The organism is Funiculus sociatus GB2-C1 (assembly GCF_039962115.1).
Lineage (GTDB): Bacteria > Cyanobacteriota > Cyanobacteriia > Cyanobacteriales > FACHB-T130 > Funiculus > Funiculus sociatus.
The window spans coordinates 12,673-29,614 of record NZ_JAMPKJ010000070.1 but is presented as its reverse complement, the minus strand read 5'-3'; the positions used below and the strand labels follow the sequence as shown (position 1 = coordinate 29,614).

16 protein-coding genes and 1 pseudogene are annotated in these 16,942 nt (G+C 45.0%); 3 read left to right on the top strand and 14 right to left on the bottom strand.

All coding sequences use genetic code 11. The features are described 5' to 3' along the window. Positions 1–119: 119 nt before the first annotated feature. The 4 genes from NDI42_RS23875 to NDI42_RS23860 form a co-directional block, all read right to left on the bottom strand. Positions 120–1,208 (bottom strand): Mrp/NBP35 family ATP-binding protein, encoded by a 1,089-nt coding sequence (locus NDI42_RS23875; RefSeq protein ID WP_190454504.1) that lies wholly within the window; start codon positions 1,206–1,208, stop codon positions 120–122. Next, complete coding sequence (locus NDI42_RS23870; protein WP_190454501.1) at positions 1,201–2,169, bottom strand: HEAT repeat domain-containing protein; 969 nt, start codon at positions 2,167–2,169, stop codon at positions 1,201–1,203. The genes NDI42_RS23875 and NDI42_RS23870 overlap by 8 nt, the downstream gene beginning before the upstream one ends. A 10-nt stretch (positions 2,170–2,179) precedes the next feature. After that, positions 2,180–2,407 (bottom strand): 4Fe-4S dicluster domain-containing protein, encoded by a 228-nt coding sequence (locus NDI42_RS23865; RefSeq protein ID WP_071958132.1) that lies wholly within the window; start codon positions 2,405–2,407, stop codon positions 2,180–2,182. 171 nt (positions 2,408–2,578) lie between these two features. After that, positions 2,579–4,267, bottom strand: a complete 1,689-nt coding sequence (locus tag NDI42_RS23860) for a fumarate reductase/succinate dehydrogenase flavoprotein subunit (RefSeq protein ID WP_190454510.1) — start codon at positions 4,265–4,267, stop codon at positions 2,579–2,581. Positions 4,268–4,507: 240 nt separating this feature from the next. Between NDI42_RS23860 and NDI42_RS23855 the strand changes: the two genes are divergently transcribed. After that, complete coding sequence (locus NDI42_RS23855) at positions 4,508–6,505, top strand: LysR substrate-binding domain-containing protein (protein ID WP_190454497.1); 1,998 nt, start codon at positions 4,508–4,510, stop codon at positions 6,503–6,505. A gap of 219 nt (positions 6,506–6,724) precedes the next feature. On the opposite strand, the gene NDI42_RS23850 is transcribed toward NDI42_RS23855, so the two are convergent. From NDI42_RS23850 to NDI42_RS23805, 10 genes and pseudogenes are all read right to left on the bottom strand, one after another. Next, the gene (locus NDI42_RS23850) at positions 6,725–7,756 is read right to left on the bottom strand and encodes an ABC transporter substrate-binding protein (protein WP_190454495.1); all 1,032 of its coding nucleotides are present in this window, start codon (positions 7,754–7,756) and stop codon (positions 6,725–6,727) included. Positions 7,757–7,790: 34 nt separating this feature from the next. Continuing rightward, entirely contained in the window at positions 7,791–8,408 is a 618-nt protein-coding gene (locus tag NDI42_RS23845; RefSeq protein ID WP_190454492.1) for a pyridoxamine 5'-phosphate oxidase family protein, read from the bottom strand. After that, positions 8,401–9,201: an ABC transporter permease gene (locus NDI42_RS23840; protein ID WP_190454489.1), complete on the bottom strand. Its 801-nt coding sequence runs from the start codon at positions 9,199–9,201 to the stop codon at positions 8,401–8,403. Before NDI42_RS23840 ends, NDI42_RS23845 begins: the two co-directional genes overlap by 8 nt. Positions 9,202–9,213: 12 nt before the next feature. Next, positions 9,214–10,086: an ABC transporter ATP-binding protein gene (locus NDI42_RS23835; RefSeq protein WP_190454487.1), complete on the bottom strand. Its 873-nt coding sequence runs from the start codon at positions 10,084–10,086 to the stop codon at positions 9,214–9,216. Between the two features lie 31 nt (positions 10,087–10,117). Beyond that, positions 10,118–11,272 (bottom strand): sulfotransferase family protein, encoded by a 1,155-nt coding sequence (locus NDI42_RS23830; RefSeq protein WP_190454485.1) that lies wholly within the window; start codon positions 11,270–11,272, stop codon positions 10,118–10,120. A gap of 58 nt (positions 11,273–11,330) precedes the next feature. After that, positions 11,331–12,155: an ABC transporter ATP-binding protein gene (locus NDI42_RS23825; protein WP_431191441.1), complete on the bottom strand. Its 825-nt coding sequence runs from the start codon at positions 12,153–12,155 to the stop codon at positions 11,331–11,333. A gap of 53 nt (positions 12,156–12,208) precedes the next feature. Next, on the bottom strand, positions 12,209–13,096 hold the full coding sequence (locus tag NDI42_RS23820; RefSeq protein WP_190454483.1) for an ABC transporter permease: 888 nt from the start codon (positions 13,094–13,096) through the stop codon (positions 12,209–12,211). A gap of 56 nt (positions 13,097–13,152) precedes the next feature. Then, entirely contained in the window at positions 13,153–14,529 is a 1,377-nt protein-coding gene (locus tag NDI42_RS23815) for an ABC transporter substrate-binding protein (RefSeq protein ID WP_348231623.1), read from the bottom strand. 615 nt (positions 14,530–15,144) lie between these two features. Next, on the bottom strand, positions 15,145–15,390 hold the full coding sequence (locus NDI42_RS23810) for a hypothetical protein (protein WP_348231621.1): 246 nt from the start codon (positions 15,388–15,390) through the stop codon (positions 15,145–15,147). A 124-nt stretch (positions 15,391–15,514) separates the two neighbouring features. Further along, positions 15,515–15,658: pseudogene (locus tag NDI42_RS23805) on the bottom strand (CopG family transcriptional regulator); the annotation flags it as partial. Between NDI42_RS23805 and NDI42_RS23800 the strand changes: the two are divergent. Next, positions 15,658–15,888, top strand: coding sequence for a DUF6745 domain-containing protein (locus tag NDI42_RS23800; protein ID WP_347276839.1), 231 nt, complete (start codon positions 15,658–15,660; stop codon positions 15,886–15,888). The pseudogene NDI42_RS23805 and the gene NDI42_RS23800 overlap by 1 nt on opposite strands. Before the next feature lie 73 nt (positions 15,889–15,961). Further along, positions 15,962–16,930, top strand: coding sequence for a protochlorophyllide reductase (locus NDI42_RS23795; RefSeq protein ID WP_190454473.1), 969 nt, complete (start codon positions 15,962–15,964; stop codon positions 16,928–16,930). Positions 16,931–16,942 lie beyond the last annotated feature (12 nt).

Genomic DNA, 16,942 nt, shown 5'->3' with positions numbered 1-16,942 from the left:
TGTGGATACGACCATTCTTGACCGTTTTGGAAGACGCACAAATGGGACACGCAGGCATGGGAGGAGAACAGCAAGAAACTCTACTCCTCTATCATTACATCTTGAGCACTACCAAAAAATTAGCAAGTTAGAACTTCAGAAGGGCGAAAAGTTGTCTCGATCGCTCCAGCTATTTGTACAAATACTTGCCCCACTGTGGAGTCTGGATGCGTTAGGGTCAAAGGCGTTCCCGTATCCCCGCCCGTACAAATACTAGGGTCAATCGGAACCTGTCCCAGTAAAGGGGCATGGAGTTCTGTCGATAGCTGCTGCCCTCCACCACTACCAAAAATCGGAGTGCGATCGCCACAATGACCACAGATTAAATAGCTCATATTTTCGATAATGCCCAGCACGGGAATGCCGACACGACGAAACATATGGACACTGCGACGCACATCCGAAACCGCAACTTGTTGGGGAGTCGTCACCAAAATTACGCCACAAATCGGACTTTCTTGCACAATCGTAATTTGAGCATCGCCTGTACCAGGAGGCAAATCAATCAGCAGGTAATCCAATTCTCCCCATTCCACCTCCTGAATAAACTGAGTCACGATTTTGTGTAGGACAGGCCCTCGCCAAGCTAGGGGATGATCGGGTTCTGCCAGCAGTCCTACAGACATGACTTTGATGCCGTGAGCTTCTAGGGGGAGAAACTTTTGACCGTTGGGTGTATCAATCACCTTGACATCTGCCTGTCCCAATCCCAACATCTGGGGGACGTTGGGGCCATAGACATCTGCATCGAGTAGGCCCACCTTCGCCCCCTGCAAACTCAAAGCGGCAGCTAAATTAACCGATGTTGTGGACTTGCCTACACCTCCCTTGCCACTGGAAATTGCCAACGTCGTTCTGACACCAGGAATGGTGCACAGTTGGATATAAGTTTTCTTGCACCAAGTTACGGACGAAATTGCCGATTGAATGTCTGCTTGCAGGTGGTGCTGATGTTTTCCCACATACAGGCGTAGATAAATATAGTCATCCACAACCCGCAGATTCCGCACCATTCCTAAACTCACGATGTCGTTTTTGAGGATGGGTTCAATTACCTGTTTGAGACACTGGATAACCTCTCTTTGCCGAGATTCTGTTACCGGATCGGGAGGAGTGGCAATTTCCTCTATTGAATGAGTTTGGCGGAAGGGAGATTGATGGCTAGGCATTGGATGTTTCTGGCGTAGACTCCTGGATCGTCTGAATCGCTCGTTTTGCGTAAATACACACGTCTTTGTCTGGATCGTCTAGGGATTGCTGGAGTGCATTCAGGGCAGTTGGGTTCTTCAGGATACCCAGTGCGATCGCTGCATCTCGACGCACATCCGAGTACTCGTCTGCCAACGCTTTCACTAAAGCAGGTAAGGTTTGGTCAGCAGGTGTTTTCTGCAAAGCCTGAAGTGTAAACTTCCGCACCTGCCAATGCTCATCTGCCAAAGCCGTTTCTAAAGCCGGAACTGCCGCAACATCAGCGTGGAGTGCCAACGATTTTGCCGCATTGCGTCGCACCTGCCAATCCGCATCCTCAGTGAGTGCTTGACACAGACTGGGAACTACTTCTGCATCTGCTAAATGTCCTAACGTCAGGGCAGCAGAACGCCGCACGTTCTCATCGGGGTCAGACATCAACGCGATCGCTTCTTTGCAGCGTTCTACTTGATTGAGATAGCGTAGCGTTGTTACTGCTGCTTCCCGTAACTGAGCATTTTCCGACTCAAAGAACGGCAATACATAGGGCAAAGACTGAGCATCGTGAATCTTCCGCAACAGAATTAACACATTCAGTTGCATATTCACGTCATCTCGATGCAAGGCATCCAGCAGCAGCAACAAGTGATCGGGGGTAACTAATTCGCCCAATGCGGATAGCGCTTCTTCCCGAATCTCCTCATCAGTTGAAGCCAGACATTCCACTAAAGCCGGAACCGACTTGGGATTTGCTAGCTCCCACAGTGCCGTCACTGCAAGCTTTTGCACAGCCATGCTCTCATCTTGCAATGCTGTAATTAACGGTTCCAGAGCATCCTCATCACCCAAATGTTGCAGCATTTTGACGGCAACTAGGCGATCGCTAGTATCAGGCGATCGCAGCATTTCCAACCATTGGTTCAATTCAGTATCAGCAGACATGATCACTCCTCTATCGCAACAAAAAGGGAATTTGAACCGTAATTGCGTTGGTGGGACACTCCTTCTCACAAGGTAAGCAAAACCAGCACTCGTCGTATTTCATATAGGCTTTGCCTGTTTCTGGGTTCTTCGCTAACACATCTAGCGGACACACTTCAATGCAAGCGGTACACTTTTCTAAGCATTTCGATTCATCAACGATTACGGGTACATCAACCCGTTGCATTGCTAAAGCCATAACTCTCACTCTCTTGGCTACAAATTAATGAACTTACCGCAGCGTGGCGGAAATAACTATCCAGTTGAAAAAGGTTAAAAAGCTTACAGTACAAGCTTTCTTTCATAAAAGCCTTCTGCCTCCTACCTTCTGCCTCCTACCTCCTACCTCCTACCTTCTGCCTTCTTACCCTTACCGCACCGCCACATCATAAACTTCTCGTTCAATATCAACGTCCACAACATAAGGCTCAACCGGACGCTTGAATAAAACCATCTCGCCTGATTCTTCTTTTTTAAGATTGACGTGGCAGAACCATTCTTCGTTGTTCTTTTCAGGGTAGTCCACTCGGTAATGGTACAATCCCCAACGGCTTTCCCGACGATACAGCGAGGCGCGTGCTGCCATCTCAGCACAATCGCGAATAAAGTGAACCTCCATGCAGCGCATCAGTTCATGTGGGTCGCGTGCGCCCATCATTTCTAAGCTTTCGTGATAGCGCACAAAGTTTCTCAAACCAATTTCCATTTTGTGGTCTACTTTGGGCGGCTGTAAGTAGTCATTGACCAACCGTCGTAATTTATACTCTACCTGCGTGTGCGGTACACCATTCGGATTGTTCAATGGAGCATAAATTCGTTGTTTTTCTGCCTCTAAAACGTCAGGATCGGGTTCAATATGCTCTAACCCTTCGATGTAATCCACCGCATTTGTACCCGCCAACCGACCAAATACAAATGCCCCAATCATGTAGTTGTGGGGGACACTCGCCATATCTCCTGCTGCATATAATCCTGGGACAGTTGTCTCAGCTTTCTCGTTGACCCAGACTCCAGAAGCACTGTGACCGCTACACAAACCGATTTCTGAGATATTCATCTCCACGCCATCCGTGCGGTAGTTTTCGCCTCTACCTTCATGAAATCGCTCTCGGCTGGGTCGTTCATTCGACCACAGAATCGACTCAATTTCTGAAATGGTGTCTTCATCTAAGTGGGTCATCTTCAGTTGAACTGGGCCTTTACCAGAATTCAACTCCTTCCAAATTTCCAGCATCATCTGACCGCTCCAGTAGTCGCAACTGATAAAGCGGTGTCCTTCAGCATTGGCAGTGTAAGCTCCAAACGGACTCGCTACATAAGCACACGCAGGGCCGTTATAGTCCTTCATCAGAGGGTTAATTTGAAAACACTCAATATTGGTGAGTTCTGCGCCTGCGTGATACGCCATTGAGTAGCCATCGCCAGCATTCGTGGGGTTTTCGTAGGTGCCGTAAAGATAGCCAGAGGCAGGTAAACCTAATCTTCCACAGGCTCCTGTACACAGAACGACTGCTTTTGCCTGAATCACCACAAAATCGCCGTTTCGCACGTCAAACCCTACCGCTCCAATAGCACGTCCATTCCTGACTAGAATGCGAGTCGCCATTACCCGATTCGTTACTTTGGCTTTGTGGCGCTTTACCTGTCGGGTCAAAATTTGTTTCAGGTCTTTCCCTTCTGGCATCGGTAACACATATTTACCCACGCGATGCACTTGTTTTAGGTCATAGTTCCCTTGGGTATCTTTTTGGAACTTCACGCCCCAGCTTTCCAACTCTTGAATGACTTCAAAGCCAAGTTTACCTGTTTGGTAGACGGCTTTTTGATTCAAAATGCCATCGTTGGAAATCGTAATTTCACGAACATATTGCTCTGGGGTAGAATTACCAGGAATGACGGCTGTATTGACACCATCCATACCCATTGCGATCGCCCCGCTGCGGCGGATATTCGCTTTCTCTAAAATCAGCACTTCTCCTTCAGGATTTGCTTGTTTTGCCTTGATGGCTGCCATCGTTCCAGCAGTACCACCACCGATGACAAGAACATCCGTCTTCATCCATTGAGTATCCACTTAGAACTCCTCTTCAGTTACCAAAAACTTTTATAAGTTTTGACTGATAAATTAATCAAGATCGACTCTCGACTTTTTCATGCTAGGGAAGAAATTAGAAACTTACAAGCTTTTTTGTAACCAAAAGCACCATCTATTTATTCACATTTTTTATGCTTTCATAAATTAGTTTAATTCATTCATTAAGCTGTAAAATATAAATTCCAATCTGGGGGGTTAGAGAACGTGGAGGTTTATCAAGTTAAAGTATTCCTGGAGGTTGCTAGGCATCTCAGCTTTACCGAAGCCGCTGATGCTCTAAATCTGACTCAGCCTGCGGTCAGCGCCAAAATAAAATCCCTGGAAACTGAACTAGGAACCCCCCTTTTTTATCGGTTGGGGCGTAAGATTCAGCTAACAGAGGTAGGACAGTTTTTATTGGAGGAAGGGACAAGACTGATTGATGTTGAAAATCAATTGTTTGCCAAAGTCGAAGAAATCAAAAAAGGCAAATTTGGCAATCTCAAAATCGGCTGTACAGCCGCGATCGCCAATGGATGGCTACCTGACATTCTTTTCCAGTACCGTCAGCAGTATCCTGGGATTCAGGCTCAGTGTGTCGTATTTGATTCGGCTGAATTTCTCTATCGAGCCATTACCAGCAGTCAGATTGACTTAGGAATCTCAGATATTAGTTTTGCAGAATTTTCTGAAATTTCAGCAACCCCAATTGCTCCAATTCACTATTCTTTAGTCGTTGCGGCGAATCATCCTGTAGCGAATCAAAGCTGGTTGAGTTTGAAGGAGTTGCAAAAAGAGCGATGGGTGATGCTAAATACTGGCTCTCCTAGTCGTTTAGTCTTTGAATCTCGGATAACTGAATTAGGGATAAGCCTTGAGGAGTTTTCTCAAGTTGAAACCGTTGATACTCTGAGTTTGATGCGAACCTATATGATGCAGGGGCATTATTTAGGATTTGCTTCTAACTTTGAATTTAAATCTGAATGTCAGTTGGGAATGCTTGTTGCAATTCCCCTCCAAGAATTCGCCTTATCTGGTAATGTTTTTCTCTTGTTACCCAAACGATTAAGCGAATCTGTGAGCACACACTCATCATCGCAAAATCGGCGATCGTGCAACTCAAACCCGATTCAAAAGTTCATTGCTCTCGTTGAGAACAGTCAAGAGCAACAGCAAGCCTCAGTTTACCCTCAATCAACCCCAGTGCGTTTGCGATCGCCTAGCCTAATTATCCGTTCCAACCCCCTACAACGTCCTGAGACAATCGATTTAGCGATCGGTATTCAAAACAGCACGATTCCAATGGTAACGGCAGGCTTAGTGATTCAGCGCTTAGGCTTACTGGAACACTTCTTACCCAGAGAAGGGCGATACAGTTCCACCCAGTATCGCATCCACTGGTGCGATTTTTTAACAGGAGCACCGATTATTCAAGGCTTACACTCCGGACAATTAGATATTGGCGTTTTAGGGGATTATCCCTTGTTACTGAGTGCATTACAGCAAAATAATGCTGTTAGTGAAACTCGACAAACGCGCCTCGTTAGTTTTATTTCGACGAATCCCGATGGTTCCTGTAATGCTGTGATTGTACCAAATAAGTCCAAACTGCAAAGCATTGAAGACTTGCGAGGAGGTGTAATTGCGGTTCCCTTCAGTTCTTCTGCACATGGGATGGTGATGCGATCGCTTAATTCTGTAAACTTACTTAACGAGGTTAGGCTTGCTTCCCTAGAGAACTCTAACATTACTCAGCCCTTTGGTTATCCAATTCAGGCAGATGGATACGCTCACTTTGCTCCCTTTCACGATATTGCTTATCGTCAAGGGAAGTTTCGTTATTTGCAAAGTGACAAATTGAATGTGTTGCCTGCTTTTCATGGTGTGGTAGTGAGTGCAGAGTTAGCAGAACAGTATCCAGAAGTTGTAATAGCTTACCTGAAAGCCTTAAGCGCCGCTCAATATTGGTACACTATTACGCCCTCTGCTCTCTCTTTGATCAGCCAGTGGACAACTCTGGATGCTGAAATCGTCTCCCAAATTCTCAGCAGTGTTTATCACCAGAATCAGTCAGGGCGCTTTTTCTGCGAGATGAAGATTCGTCCGGACTGGATTGCCCAACATATTGCTGAACTCCGTCTGGTTCCCGGAAATGAAGGACTAGAGACAATTAACCTTGATCGCTGGATTCAAACTGAATTTCTCCATCAAGTACAAACTTGATATCTCAGGACTTACGCAGCTGGTGAGAGAGACCACCAAGGGACGTCAAGCAGCTATCAAAGGCAATACACTTAGGCTGGGAACCTCTCACTTCGCCAAGACTGCCGTCGCCCAGATATAGTCATTTTTGGTGGCTCCGTCTACTCCCTTCCTGTAGAGTTGATAGTCACAGGGGATGTAGCAAATTGGTATTACAGCAAGTCAGCTTTTAACCTAAATTCATTTCCAATTCCAAGCAACTTCCTTCTTGATAATGCCAGTCTCGTAGCTAAACTTAGCCCAATCTTCCAAAATTTGTTTAATAGCTGGTGTGACTTCTACGGAGACATTCTCCAGTTTTGTCACTGTGTAATTCGGATCATCTTTTGAGACTTGACGAATAGTTTCTGGATCGAGGCGAATTTGTTCTGAGAACCAGATGCTTGCTTGTTCTTTGTTAGTTGCTGTGAACAAAATTGCTTCTTGCAATGCTTCAAGGTACTTCTTTTTAGCTTGGGGATATTTTTCCAGATAATCAGCACGCATGACGGAAATATAGCGGTGCGGCCAGGTGTGAATAATCTGAGCATCCAACTTTTTTTGCAGCTTCAATACTTGAGGCTGTCGGATGATAATTGCATCTGCAAATTTTCGCTCAAACGCTAGCTGTAGTTCATTAGGTTGCGTGTTCACCAGCTTCACGTCCGATTTTGGATTCAAATTAGATTCTTTCAAGAGCTTCAGAAAGTCAAGATGAGAGTCAGAACCAAACGAGAGGGCAATCGTTTTTCCCTGCAAATCTTTGACCTGCTTGATGCTGCTATCTTTTGGCACCATTAAAGAGTAACTGGAATTTCCCAAACTGGCTACTACAAATGCTTTGCCAGGATTGCGGGACATAAAGTTAATGACTGGCATTGGGCTGGTGATCACCGCATCAACCTCACCTGATGTAAATGCTTCCATCATCGGGGGGCCATTCTGGAAGAAAGTGTATTTCGCCTCCAAACCTTTCTTTTCGGCAATTTTAGCCTTCTCCATGACCTTAGCAATTTGTCCATTCATCCCAGCAGGATAGGCAATCCGAATTGGAACGATTTCACCTTCTGCTTTATTGGCTGTGACTACTGTGCTATCAGCATTTGTTTCATTATTGCTGTTAGAGCGATTTGCCGACTGCGTTCCGGCACAAGCAAAAAACATACAAGAAATAGAGGGTAGAACCAGCGTGTAGGTGATTCCTTTAACCAGCGATCGACGAGAAATAGCCATAACGTATCCTTAAATTATTAGTTTTTTTAGAATCTCAATAGAGCCGACTTCGGTTTAACTCTTCAATTTCTGCTTCTACAGCAGCAACATCGAGTCCTCCAATTTGTTCAGCTTGAATTTGTCCAGCGCTGGGAAACTGCGATCGCTCAATCTGAGCGGTAGAATCCCATAACCTTGACCGAATCAATGCTTTAGCACAGTGAAGAAACGCTTCAGTAACCGTAACTAAAATTGCAGTTTTGGGAATTTTGTCATGCATGACACTGGGCAGTAACAAGCTTGGGTCTTGTGTAATTTTTGCTATGCCATTAACTCGTAAAGTTTCATTCATTCCTGGAATCAAGAACAGCAGTGCCACGTTTGGATTTTCAATAATGTTTGACAGGGTATCGATGCGATTGTTACCGGGTCGGTCAGGAATCAATAACGTCTTGTTATCCAGCACTCGCACAAAGCCAGGAAAATCTCCACGCGGTGAGACATCTGCTGCCCCACAATGATGAGAGGAACCAATCACCAAAAATGGTGCAGCAGCAATCAAGTTACGACAATGAACGTCAAGATAGTTGAGACATTTTCGCCGAACTCGCTCAGAGGGATAACCATAAATCTCCCGTAGATCCGCCAGAGATGTAATGATTGTGCTATCCATGTAGGTATTCCGACTTCCAGGGAATGATGTACTTTTCGATATACCCTAATGCTGCATTCATCAACGATCCCAAAATGCCAATGACCACCATACCCACTAGCACATAACTGGTTTCAAGATTGAGCCGATTTGCCTGAATCATGTAACCTAAACCCGATTGAGCCGCAATTAATTCAGATGTCACGACTGCCATCCAAGACTGCCCTAAGCCAATCTTTAATCCCGCCCAAACTAACGGCATTGCAGACGGCATAAAAATTTTAGTCACTAATGAAAGTCTTCTGGCTCCAAGACATTTTGCTGCACTAATGTGTTGATGTTCAACTGCTCTTCCTCCTGCAAACGAGTTGATAAAAATGGGAAAAAATGCTGCAAGTGAAGTGATGAAGTAGCTCGATGAATTACCAATGCCAAACCACAAAATTGCTAATGGAATCCAAGCGATCGGGGGAATGGGTCTCAAGATAGTGATAATTGGCAGTAGAAGTTGCCTGGGAATGTAAAAGTAGGCCAGAAAAATTCCCAAAGGAACCGCAATACAGCTTGCAATTAGAAAGCCGACAAACACACGCTGTAAACTAGCTTGAATATCCGTTAATAACTGTCCATCTCTGATTAGCTCAAAAAAACCTTTGAATACTTCCCAAGGTGTTGGTAATAAGGTTGGCTCATTGAGGAATAGAGAAATAGTCCCCCATAAAAGTAAAGATGAAACGAGGCTAATAACTAACCATAGAAAATTCGTTGACAGGGTTTGAGGAATGGCTTTTAGAGACCATATTAGAGAGCGCATTTGCTTATCCTCTTAATGCCATTGACTGTTAAACGATTTCAAACTTTCCTGCCTAATCACTGATAGAACTTTCTTTCGCACTTGGATGTATTGTTCGGTTAGCATGACTTCGGACGTGCGAGGGCGATCCAGATCGACAAAAATTTCTTCCTTAATAGAACCGGGAGTCGATTGCATGATGCAAACTCGGTCTGACAGGAATATGGCTTCATCAATGTCATGGGTGACAAACACAACCGTCGTTTTGAACGTTGTCCAAATCTTCAAAAGTTCTTCCTGCATGATGCTGCGAGTTTGAGCATCTAGAGCGGCAAATGGCTCATCCATCAGTAATACGGGGGGTTGCGTTGCGAGTGCTCTAGCAATTCCAACCCGTTGTTGCATTCCGCCAGAAAGCATCGATGGATAATAGTTCTTAAATTTCTCCAGCCCAACTAATGTGAGGAACTGCATTCCCACCAAATTAGGAACTTTAAAACCAAGCATTTTAGGGCCAAAAGATACATTTTGAAGCACTGTCATCCAAGGAAACAATGAATGATGCTGGAAGACAACACCACAAGCGGGATTAGGTTCAACAACTTGCTGATTATCAATCCAAACCGTGCCTTCTGTTGGCTTGACAATCCCGGCGATCGCATTTAGTAAAGTTGATTTACCGCAGCCAGAAGCTCCCAAAAGCGCCACAAATTCACCCGGTTTGACGTTCAGATTGACATTTTCAACAGCAGTGACTTTTTGATGGCGGCGCTTGAAGGCGATGGTCACGTTTCTAATGCTAATCTGTCCCTGAGTTTTCTCAGCTTCATGCTGCTGCAACGACTGAAGTGTGAAATTTTTGGTGCGCTCAAAAGCAGCCAAGCCCGGAAGTTTTTTGGAAGTCATTTTAGTTGCCGAGGTTGTATAAATCACTCACTCAAAGCACAACATCATTGCTGACGTACTGCCGTTTGACACCTAAATAATCCTTCCATTTTCTCCAAGCCCGCTGACCGGTAATTAGCTCTTCATAGAACTGGCCCTGAGAGAACAATGGCATAGGCTGAGGTTCCTCCCAAATTCCCCTTCTTTTCCGTTCCTCGCGGCGATCACATAACCAATCGTTGTAGCTTTCATAGACAATGTGGCCTTCCGGCGCATCCAGTGTTGCTGCTCGAATTCTGCCATCTAACTCGGTGTACAAATCTTTTTGTTTCTGAGTTAGCTGGAGTGGTTCGACCTCAACCTCATACCCTAGAGCAGTCAATTCTTCCCCAGCAACGGCAGCAAAGATTTGTTGATCGCGAAGGCTCAGGAGGTTTTTATAAATACCGATGTAGCGATCGCTAACTGGATGCCCAAGTGGTTTGTGATCTTTGGTAGCTGCTCTGCGTTGGGCGATATCTGACTTGTAAAATGCCAGCATTTCCGAACTGTAATCTTCTGTCAGAAAATGACAAACTTTGTTTAGAACAGCTTGAGGCTCACGAACTAGCGTTTCATAGGAAACGTCTAGCCATTGAGTTGGGTTAAGCTTCTCGCGCCACGGTTTAACAGCGTCTTGACACAGGTTCCAAATCGTTGCTGCACAGTAAATGTTGGTTGGACCAAACGCAGACTCCAAATATTCTGCACTAGCATCTCTACCATCACGAATTAAGTAGATGAATTGAGCGTTGGGAAAGTCTTTTAAGATCGCTTCAATGAAAAATAGGTTATAGGGTGTCTTCTCTCCCCAACGAGGTTTCGCTTCATGCTGGGCATACCATTCCAGCATCGCACCATAGACTCCAGCAAAACTCTTTTCTCGAATATGGGAAAGAACGTCATCAACCACAGTTCTTGGATTAACATCTAATCCCCAAAAAGGAGTCTTCAAACCAAAAATCATTTCTTCTGCCAAAACCCGGAGGTTTTCTGTCTTCCTTAAATCTCCATAAGTGTGGAGGTAAGGATGGAACCGGGGATACAGCCATGCAACTTCGGGAACCGAAATTTTTGGATGGCTTCCGAGCATGGTCATCAGTAATGTTGTTCCCGATCGCTCTGGACCAATTACGAATATGGGTTTCTCTGCTAAATGAATTGCCAAAACACTATCTCCTTAGTTTTTATTGTTTGTGTCAAAGTACAAACACGCTTCGCTTCAATCAACCCAACTCCATACTCTTGAGAGTTTCTTCGCGAATTAATTCAAAAACTTGCCGGTTGAGATTTACAAAATCCGGTGAAAGCATCGTATCTAGATGGCGGGGTCGATCGAGATTCACCACAACTGTTTCTTTGATACGCCCCGGACGAACGCCCATAACCAGAATGCGATCGCTCAAAAAGATGGCTTCTTCAATATCGTGGGTAACAAAAATAACGGTGGATTTCAAATCACTCCAAATGTTCAGCAACAATTCCTGCATCATGTGCCGAGTTTGGGCATCCAATGCTGCAAATGGTTCATCCATCAATAATACTGAGGGCGAATTTACAAGCGCTCGCACAATACTTGCACGTTGTTGCATTCCCCCTGATAGCTGATGAGGATAAGAATGACGATACTTATACAGCCCAACTCGGTTTAAGTAATCATTTACCAATTCAGTCCGTTCTACTCTGGAAATACCTCGAACTTTTAAACCAAATTCCACGTTCTGAAAGGTAGTCTTCCAGGGTAGGAGCGAGTATTGCTGAAATACAAATCCCCGATCGGCTCCGGGTTTTTCTACAGGGTTCCCATCTACCAATACCTGTCCCCTCGTTGGCTTCAGAAAACCAGCAATCAAGTTTAGAATCGTTGACTTGCCACAGCCCGATGGTCCCAACAAGCAGATAAACTCACCAGGATTAATCTTAAAGCTTGTCGATTCTAAAACCAGCAAAGGTCCATACTGGTCTCGTCGCTTAAAGACAACCGATAAATCTTCAACCTCAACTGACCCTTTCATCAAGGCGCTAACATCCTTTTCTGCTAGGGTTGCCACAACCTCTAAACCTCCAAAAATAGGCAATTTCAATCTTCATTTCATTGATAAAACTAGATGCTCTGCTTTTTCATTACTCGCCAAGGCATGAGCAACTTCGTCAAGAGATCGACAATCAGTGTGCTCACCAAACCCATCAAACCAATCAGCAGCATTCCCATCACGATCGGTGGATAATTCGATGTAACATAAGACTCCCAGGTCAGATAGCCCACCCCAAACCGACCTGCCAGAATTTCAGCTGTTACCAGACAAAACCAGGCATTTCCCATACCAATAACCAAACCACTAGCAATGTTGGGCATCGCTCCTGGCACTACAATGTCTTTAAGGATGTGCAACTGCTTAGCCCCCAAAGACTGTCCTACCCGCAGTAACACTATATCCGTACTTTCTACTCCCCGAATCGTGCTGATCAAAATTGGAAAGAATGCACCCAGAAATGTGATGTACACCATGCCTGACTCTGCATTTGGAAACATAAGAATTGCCAGGGGTATCCATGCGACGGCGGGAATTGGTCTGAGTAACTCTAACGGAATAAAAACCAAATCTTCAATTTGGCGAAACCAGCCAATCAATATGCCCAAGCTAACGCCCAGAATAGCCGCAATCCCAAATCCCAGCAACACTCGTTGAATACTGGCAGTAATATGCACAGCGGCATTGCCAGAAAAGAATTCAACCGTTGCATTCCAAACTTCAACTGGAGAGGGTAAAAATGTAAAATTGATGAAGAAATTGAACTGAGTGACACACAAAAGCTGCCAGATTCCAAAGAATAAAATAATGGAAATCGCTCGCCTTAAATTGCGGCTTTTAATCAGTCCCAGACTTACAATCCCTAATTTTGACAGGGAGCGCTGGCTAAAAAATTTGCTACCCAGCGTACTGTACTTCTTTCCTTTTGTCTTTCGTGCTGATTTTGAAGATACAGCCATTACAAACCTCTCATTTGAATCAATATGGTTCTATCGTTGCGATCGCTCCACTTCATTCATCGCGCAACCGCTAAATCTTTCGACTGCGTATTTTTGGCATAAAGTTGTTGCAACTCTTGAAAGCTGGTAACCTTTACTCCAGCTTTACTAGCAAATGCTTGTGCATCTTTCTCTAGTAGGAATGCAGATACTTGATCGCCATTGCGAACATAGAAAGAATTTTGGGCGAATAATTTCCAACCTTTGTCGCGATCGTGTACGAAGGCTACAGCCGCTGTCTTGCCCTCAGACTTGAGCTGTTGCAGCTTTGTCAGCATATTCTTGATTGAGGCAAAACTGAGAACTTTATCTTCTCCTTCTACCCAAATCTGAGCTGCTAGTTTTGGATCTTGAATAGATTCTTGAGTGAGTGCATCATTACCACGAACCAAATTATCTGCTGACTTAGCCACATCTTGTTCGCTAATGTTGCTCTCTTTAAGTGCTTGTTTCAGGTAACTGTCATCCGTCCAACTTGCAACATCATCTGGATTCACGCTGGCATCCAATTTTCCAATCTGCTTCAACGTCGTCACGCTATTTTTGAGCGCAGTGATTTGGTAGGGTTGAATTCTCGGATCTAGCTTTTGAATACCCGATGGACCGAGGAACATATAAAAAATTTCTTTCTCAATCCCTGTCCACTTCTCCAACTTTGCAGAGAGGGCTTCTGGTTGTTCCCGGAAATGCTGATTCGCCTCCAGCATCGCCCTCAGATAAGCCACCACAATTTCGGGATTTTCCTTCGCAAAGTCTGATCGCACTACAACTCCATGAAATGTTGGAGTTTCCGTTTGTGCACCATCGTAAATCTTGCGAGCAAAGCCTCTAAAGGGAAACAACTCACCATAGGGCACAAAATCCGCATGAGCATCGATCTGGCGGCTTCTCAGGCTCGTGCCACCTACTTCTGGTGATTGACTCACTAACGTCACTTCTTTCTGTGCATCAATGCCCTCATTCTTCAGCGCCCGCAGCAACATCCCATGCGCTGACGTACCGAAAGGAACTGAAATAGTTTTCCCCTTCAAGTCTGCTAGTTTTTTGTAAGGTGTGTCGGTTGGAACAACAACCGCATTTCCGGCTCCATTAGGGCTGTAGGCAAGAGATGAGATCAAAACAGTCTTGACGCCATTGCCTTTTTTCTGAAAAGTCGTCAGGTTAATCGTTGCCGGAAAGTCTGCCATGCTGCCGATATCAATTTGATTCGCCAACATTTTGTTGGTAATTGGTGGAGCTGATGTGGCGCTAGACCACTCAATTTTGTACTCAACATTTTGGTATTTCCCTGTTTTTGGCAGATACTTCTCCAGTAACTTTTCTTCTCGGATGACTGCACCACCTGTCACGGTGTTAATAGTTTGATCTTGAGTACCGATTGCAATACGAATCACTCTTTTACCAGAGGAACTACCTGAAGTATTTGCTGAAGTATTTGCAGCAGTGTTACTACAAGCGCTGGTAAAGGTTAAGGAAACAACTAGCAGAGAAAAAAGAACACTCTTTAAAGACAATAGTTTGATATGCATACGGCTCCATTCCCGCATTGAATCTACTGCCCCACTTGTTTCACGCAAATCATGTTGGAGCAGTAGCTAACTTAATCTACGGTTTGTCGGTCGGAATACGGTTATTTCAACAGGATGCCACAGTCAAACGCCGAAGACAAGACATAAACTCCGGTTTATCGATAGAGTTTTTGTATTTATAGATAGATTTCTTTAATTAAAGCTGCCAAATTTGGCAACTCCCGGTGGAGAGAAGCACCTTTTTATATGCTGGCTATAGCTCTCAATGCCTATTCAACCTGCTTTACCGAGAGATGCCTTCAGGCGTTAAATACGAGATTTCGGCGCACCAAAATTGTGGTCAACTTAGTTCCACCCGTGCCAGTAAATGATGCTAGAGATAGATGCTGCACACATTGCCAAAGGCGTTTCGTGGTAGATAATATCTTTACTGGCTGGCAGTAGAATGACAGAAGAGGGATAGAGGAAAGGACGGCAAGGTTAAGAACGATAAGAATGATCGCGATCGCTCGCACACGAGCATCTACCCACCCACACCAAGAGCAGTCCCAATTTACTGAGGACGGGTTCTTCATCCCAAAGGGCATCTAACAGCAGGGACACCTGCCCGTAAACATTGAGTGATATATCCAGCAGCCTTAGCTTTGACTCTAGTGTGAATCGTCCCTGAGGCATGGGCAACTGGTCTACCGTCATAAGTTGGTTGCTCCAGCACGGGATCGTCATCAACAAACCTCATTCCCTTTTGTGCCCACAGTTCAAGAGGTTCAACAGAGGGTTGAAAGTACGAGACAGCGATCGCTACATCTAAACCTTATCGCACTATTACAGTATTGCAGTAATGCAGTAATTAATCTTCTACATCTTGCAGTGCTACATCTAAAAGCATTCTGACGATTTCGGCTTTCTTCTTACCAGTTCGCGCTGCCAGAATTGATAACTTTCTGTGCATGGATTCGGCTAGGTCTACCGTGAGCCTGATTATAGTTTCCTTTGCATCATGACAGCAAGAAATGGCAAGTTGTTCAACAGCTAATTCAAAATTGTGGTTTTTTGTTTCTATACGAAAAAGTTTGTATTGTCTGCGATCGCCCTTGCAAACTATCTTTTGATGAAGAAAATTTACTTCATGCCGAAGGAGAGCCAGCCCTTCAATTTGTAGATGGTTACAGTATTTATGCTAATCACGGTAGATGTCTTTTCGAGATACCCCTCGAAAACTAAGAGCTGATGACCCAGTGGTGTAAAATCCTAGATCCTAGAGACAGTTAACGGCGGTCAACGGAGTCTAAACACAATGGAACAGAATCGTAAACCAACGGTTGTAATCACGGGTGCCTCCTCAGGGGTTGGTTTGTACGGTGCAAAAGCGCTTGCCAAAAAGGGATGGCACGTAGTGATGGCTTGTCGGGATTTGGAGAAGGGGCAGAAAGCTGCTGAAACGGCGGAAATCCCCCAAGACAGCTACACCCTTATGCAAATTGACCTAGCCTCTTTGGAGAGCGTTCGCCAGTTCGTGAATAACTTCAGAGCCAGCGGCAAGTCCTTGGACGCATTGGTGTGCAATGCGGCAGTTTATCTACCTTTATTAAAAGAACCAATGCGGAGCGCAGAAGGCTATGAACTGAGTGTGGCGACGAATCACTTGGGTCACTTCCTGCTGTGCAACTTGATGCTAGAGGATCTGAAAAAGTCCTCTTATCCAGATCGCAGACTTGTGATTTTGGGAACTGTGACGGCAAATCCGAAGGAGTTGGGAGGTAAGATTCCGATTCCAGCGCCTCCAGATTTAGGAAATCTCCAAGGCTTTGAAGCAGGTTTTAAAGAACCAATTGCAATGATTAACGGCAAGAAGTTTAAACCCGGCAAGGCTTACAAAGATAGCAAACTTTGCAATGTTTTAACGATGCGAGAACTGCATCGGCGCTATCACTCTGCAACAGGCATCACCTTTAACTCCCTCTATCCGGGATGCGTTGCAGATACTCCCCTATTCCGCAACCACTATCCTCTGTTTCGGAAAATCTTTCCCTTGTTCCAAAAGAACATTACAGGGGGATACGTGTCTCAGGAGTTGGCAGGGGAAAGGGTTGCAGCAATTGTTGCCGATCCTGAATATAAGGAATCCGGGATGTATTGGAGTTGGGGAAATCGCCAGAAACCAGGTCGTCAGTCTTTTGTGCAAGAGGTTTCTGACGAAGCCAGCGATGATAACAAAGCTCAAAAGCTGTGGGATCTGAGCGCTAAGTTAGTTGGAGTAGCGTAACCAAGGCTGTGC

Bases quoted from the DNA above. Each gene is read 5' to 3' on its own strand.
- NDI42_RS23840 (WP_190454489.1), bottom strand. From the start codon at position 9,201: ATGCGCTCTCTAATATGGTCTCTAAAAGCCATTCCTCAAACCCTGTCA.
- NDI42_RS23850 (WP_190454495.1), bottom strand. From the start codon at position 7,756: ATGGCTATTTCTCGTCGATCGCTGGTTAAAGGAATCACCTACACGCTG.
- NDI42_RS23835 (WP_190454487.1), bottom strand. From the start codon at position 10,086: ATGACTTCCAAAAAACTTCCGGGCTTGGCTGCTTTTGAGCGCACCAAA.
- NDI42_RS23870 (WP_190454501.1), bottom strand. From the start codon at position 2,169: ATGTCTGCTGATACTGAATTGAACCAATGGTTGGAAATGCTGCGATCG.
- NDI42_RS23810 (WP_348231621.1), bottom strand. From the start codon at position 15,390: ATGACGATCCCGTGCTGGAGCAACCAACTTATGACGGTAGACCAGTTG.
- NDI42_RS23820 (WP_190454483.1), bottom strand. From the start codon at position 13,096: ATGGCTGTATCTTCAAAATCAGCACGAAAGACAAAAGGAAAGAAGTAC.
- NDI42_RS23865 (WP_071958132.1), bottom strand. From the start codon at position 2,407: ATGGCTTTAGCAATGCAACGGGTTGATGTACCCGTAATCGTTGATGAA.
- NDI42_RS23845 (WP_190454492.1), bottom strand. From the start codon at position 8,408: ATGGATAGCACAATCATTACATCTCTGGCGGATCTACGGGAGATTTAT.
- NDI42_RS23795 (WP_190454473.1), top strand. From the start codon at position 15,962: ATGGAACAGAATCGTAAACCAACGGTTGTAATCACGGGTGCCTCCTCA.
- NDI42_RS23875 (WP_190454504.1), bottom strand. From the start codon at position 1,208: ATGCCTAGCCATCAATCTCCCTTCCGCCAAACTCATTCAATAGAGGAA.
- NDI42_RS23860 (WP_190454510.1), bottom strand. From the start codon at position 4,267: ATGAAGACGGATGTTCTTGTCATCGGTGGTGGTACTGCTGGAACGATG.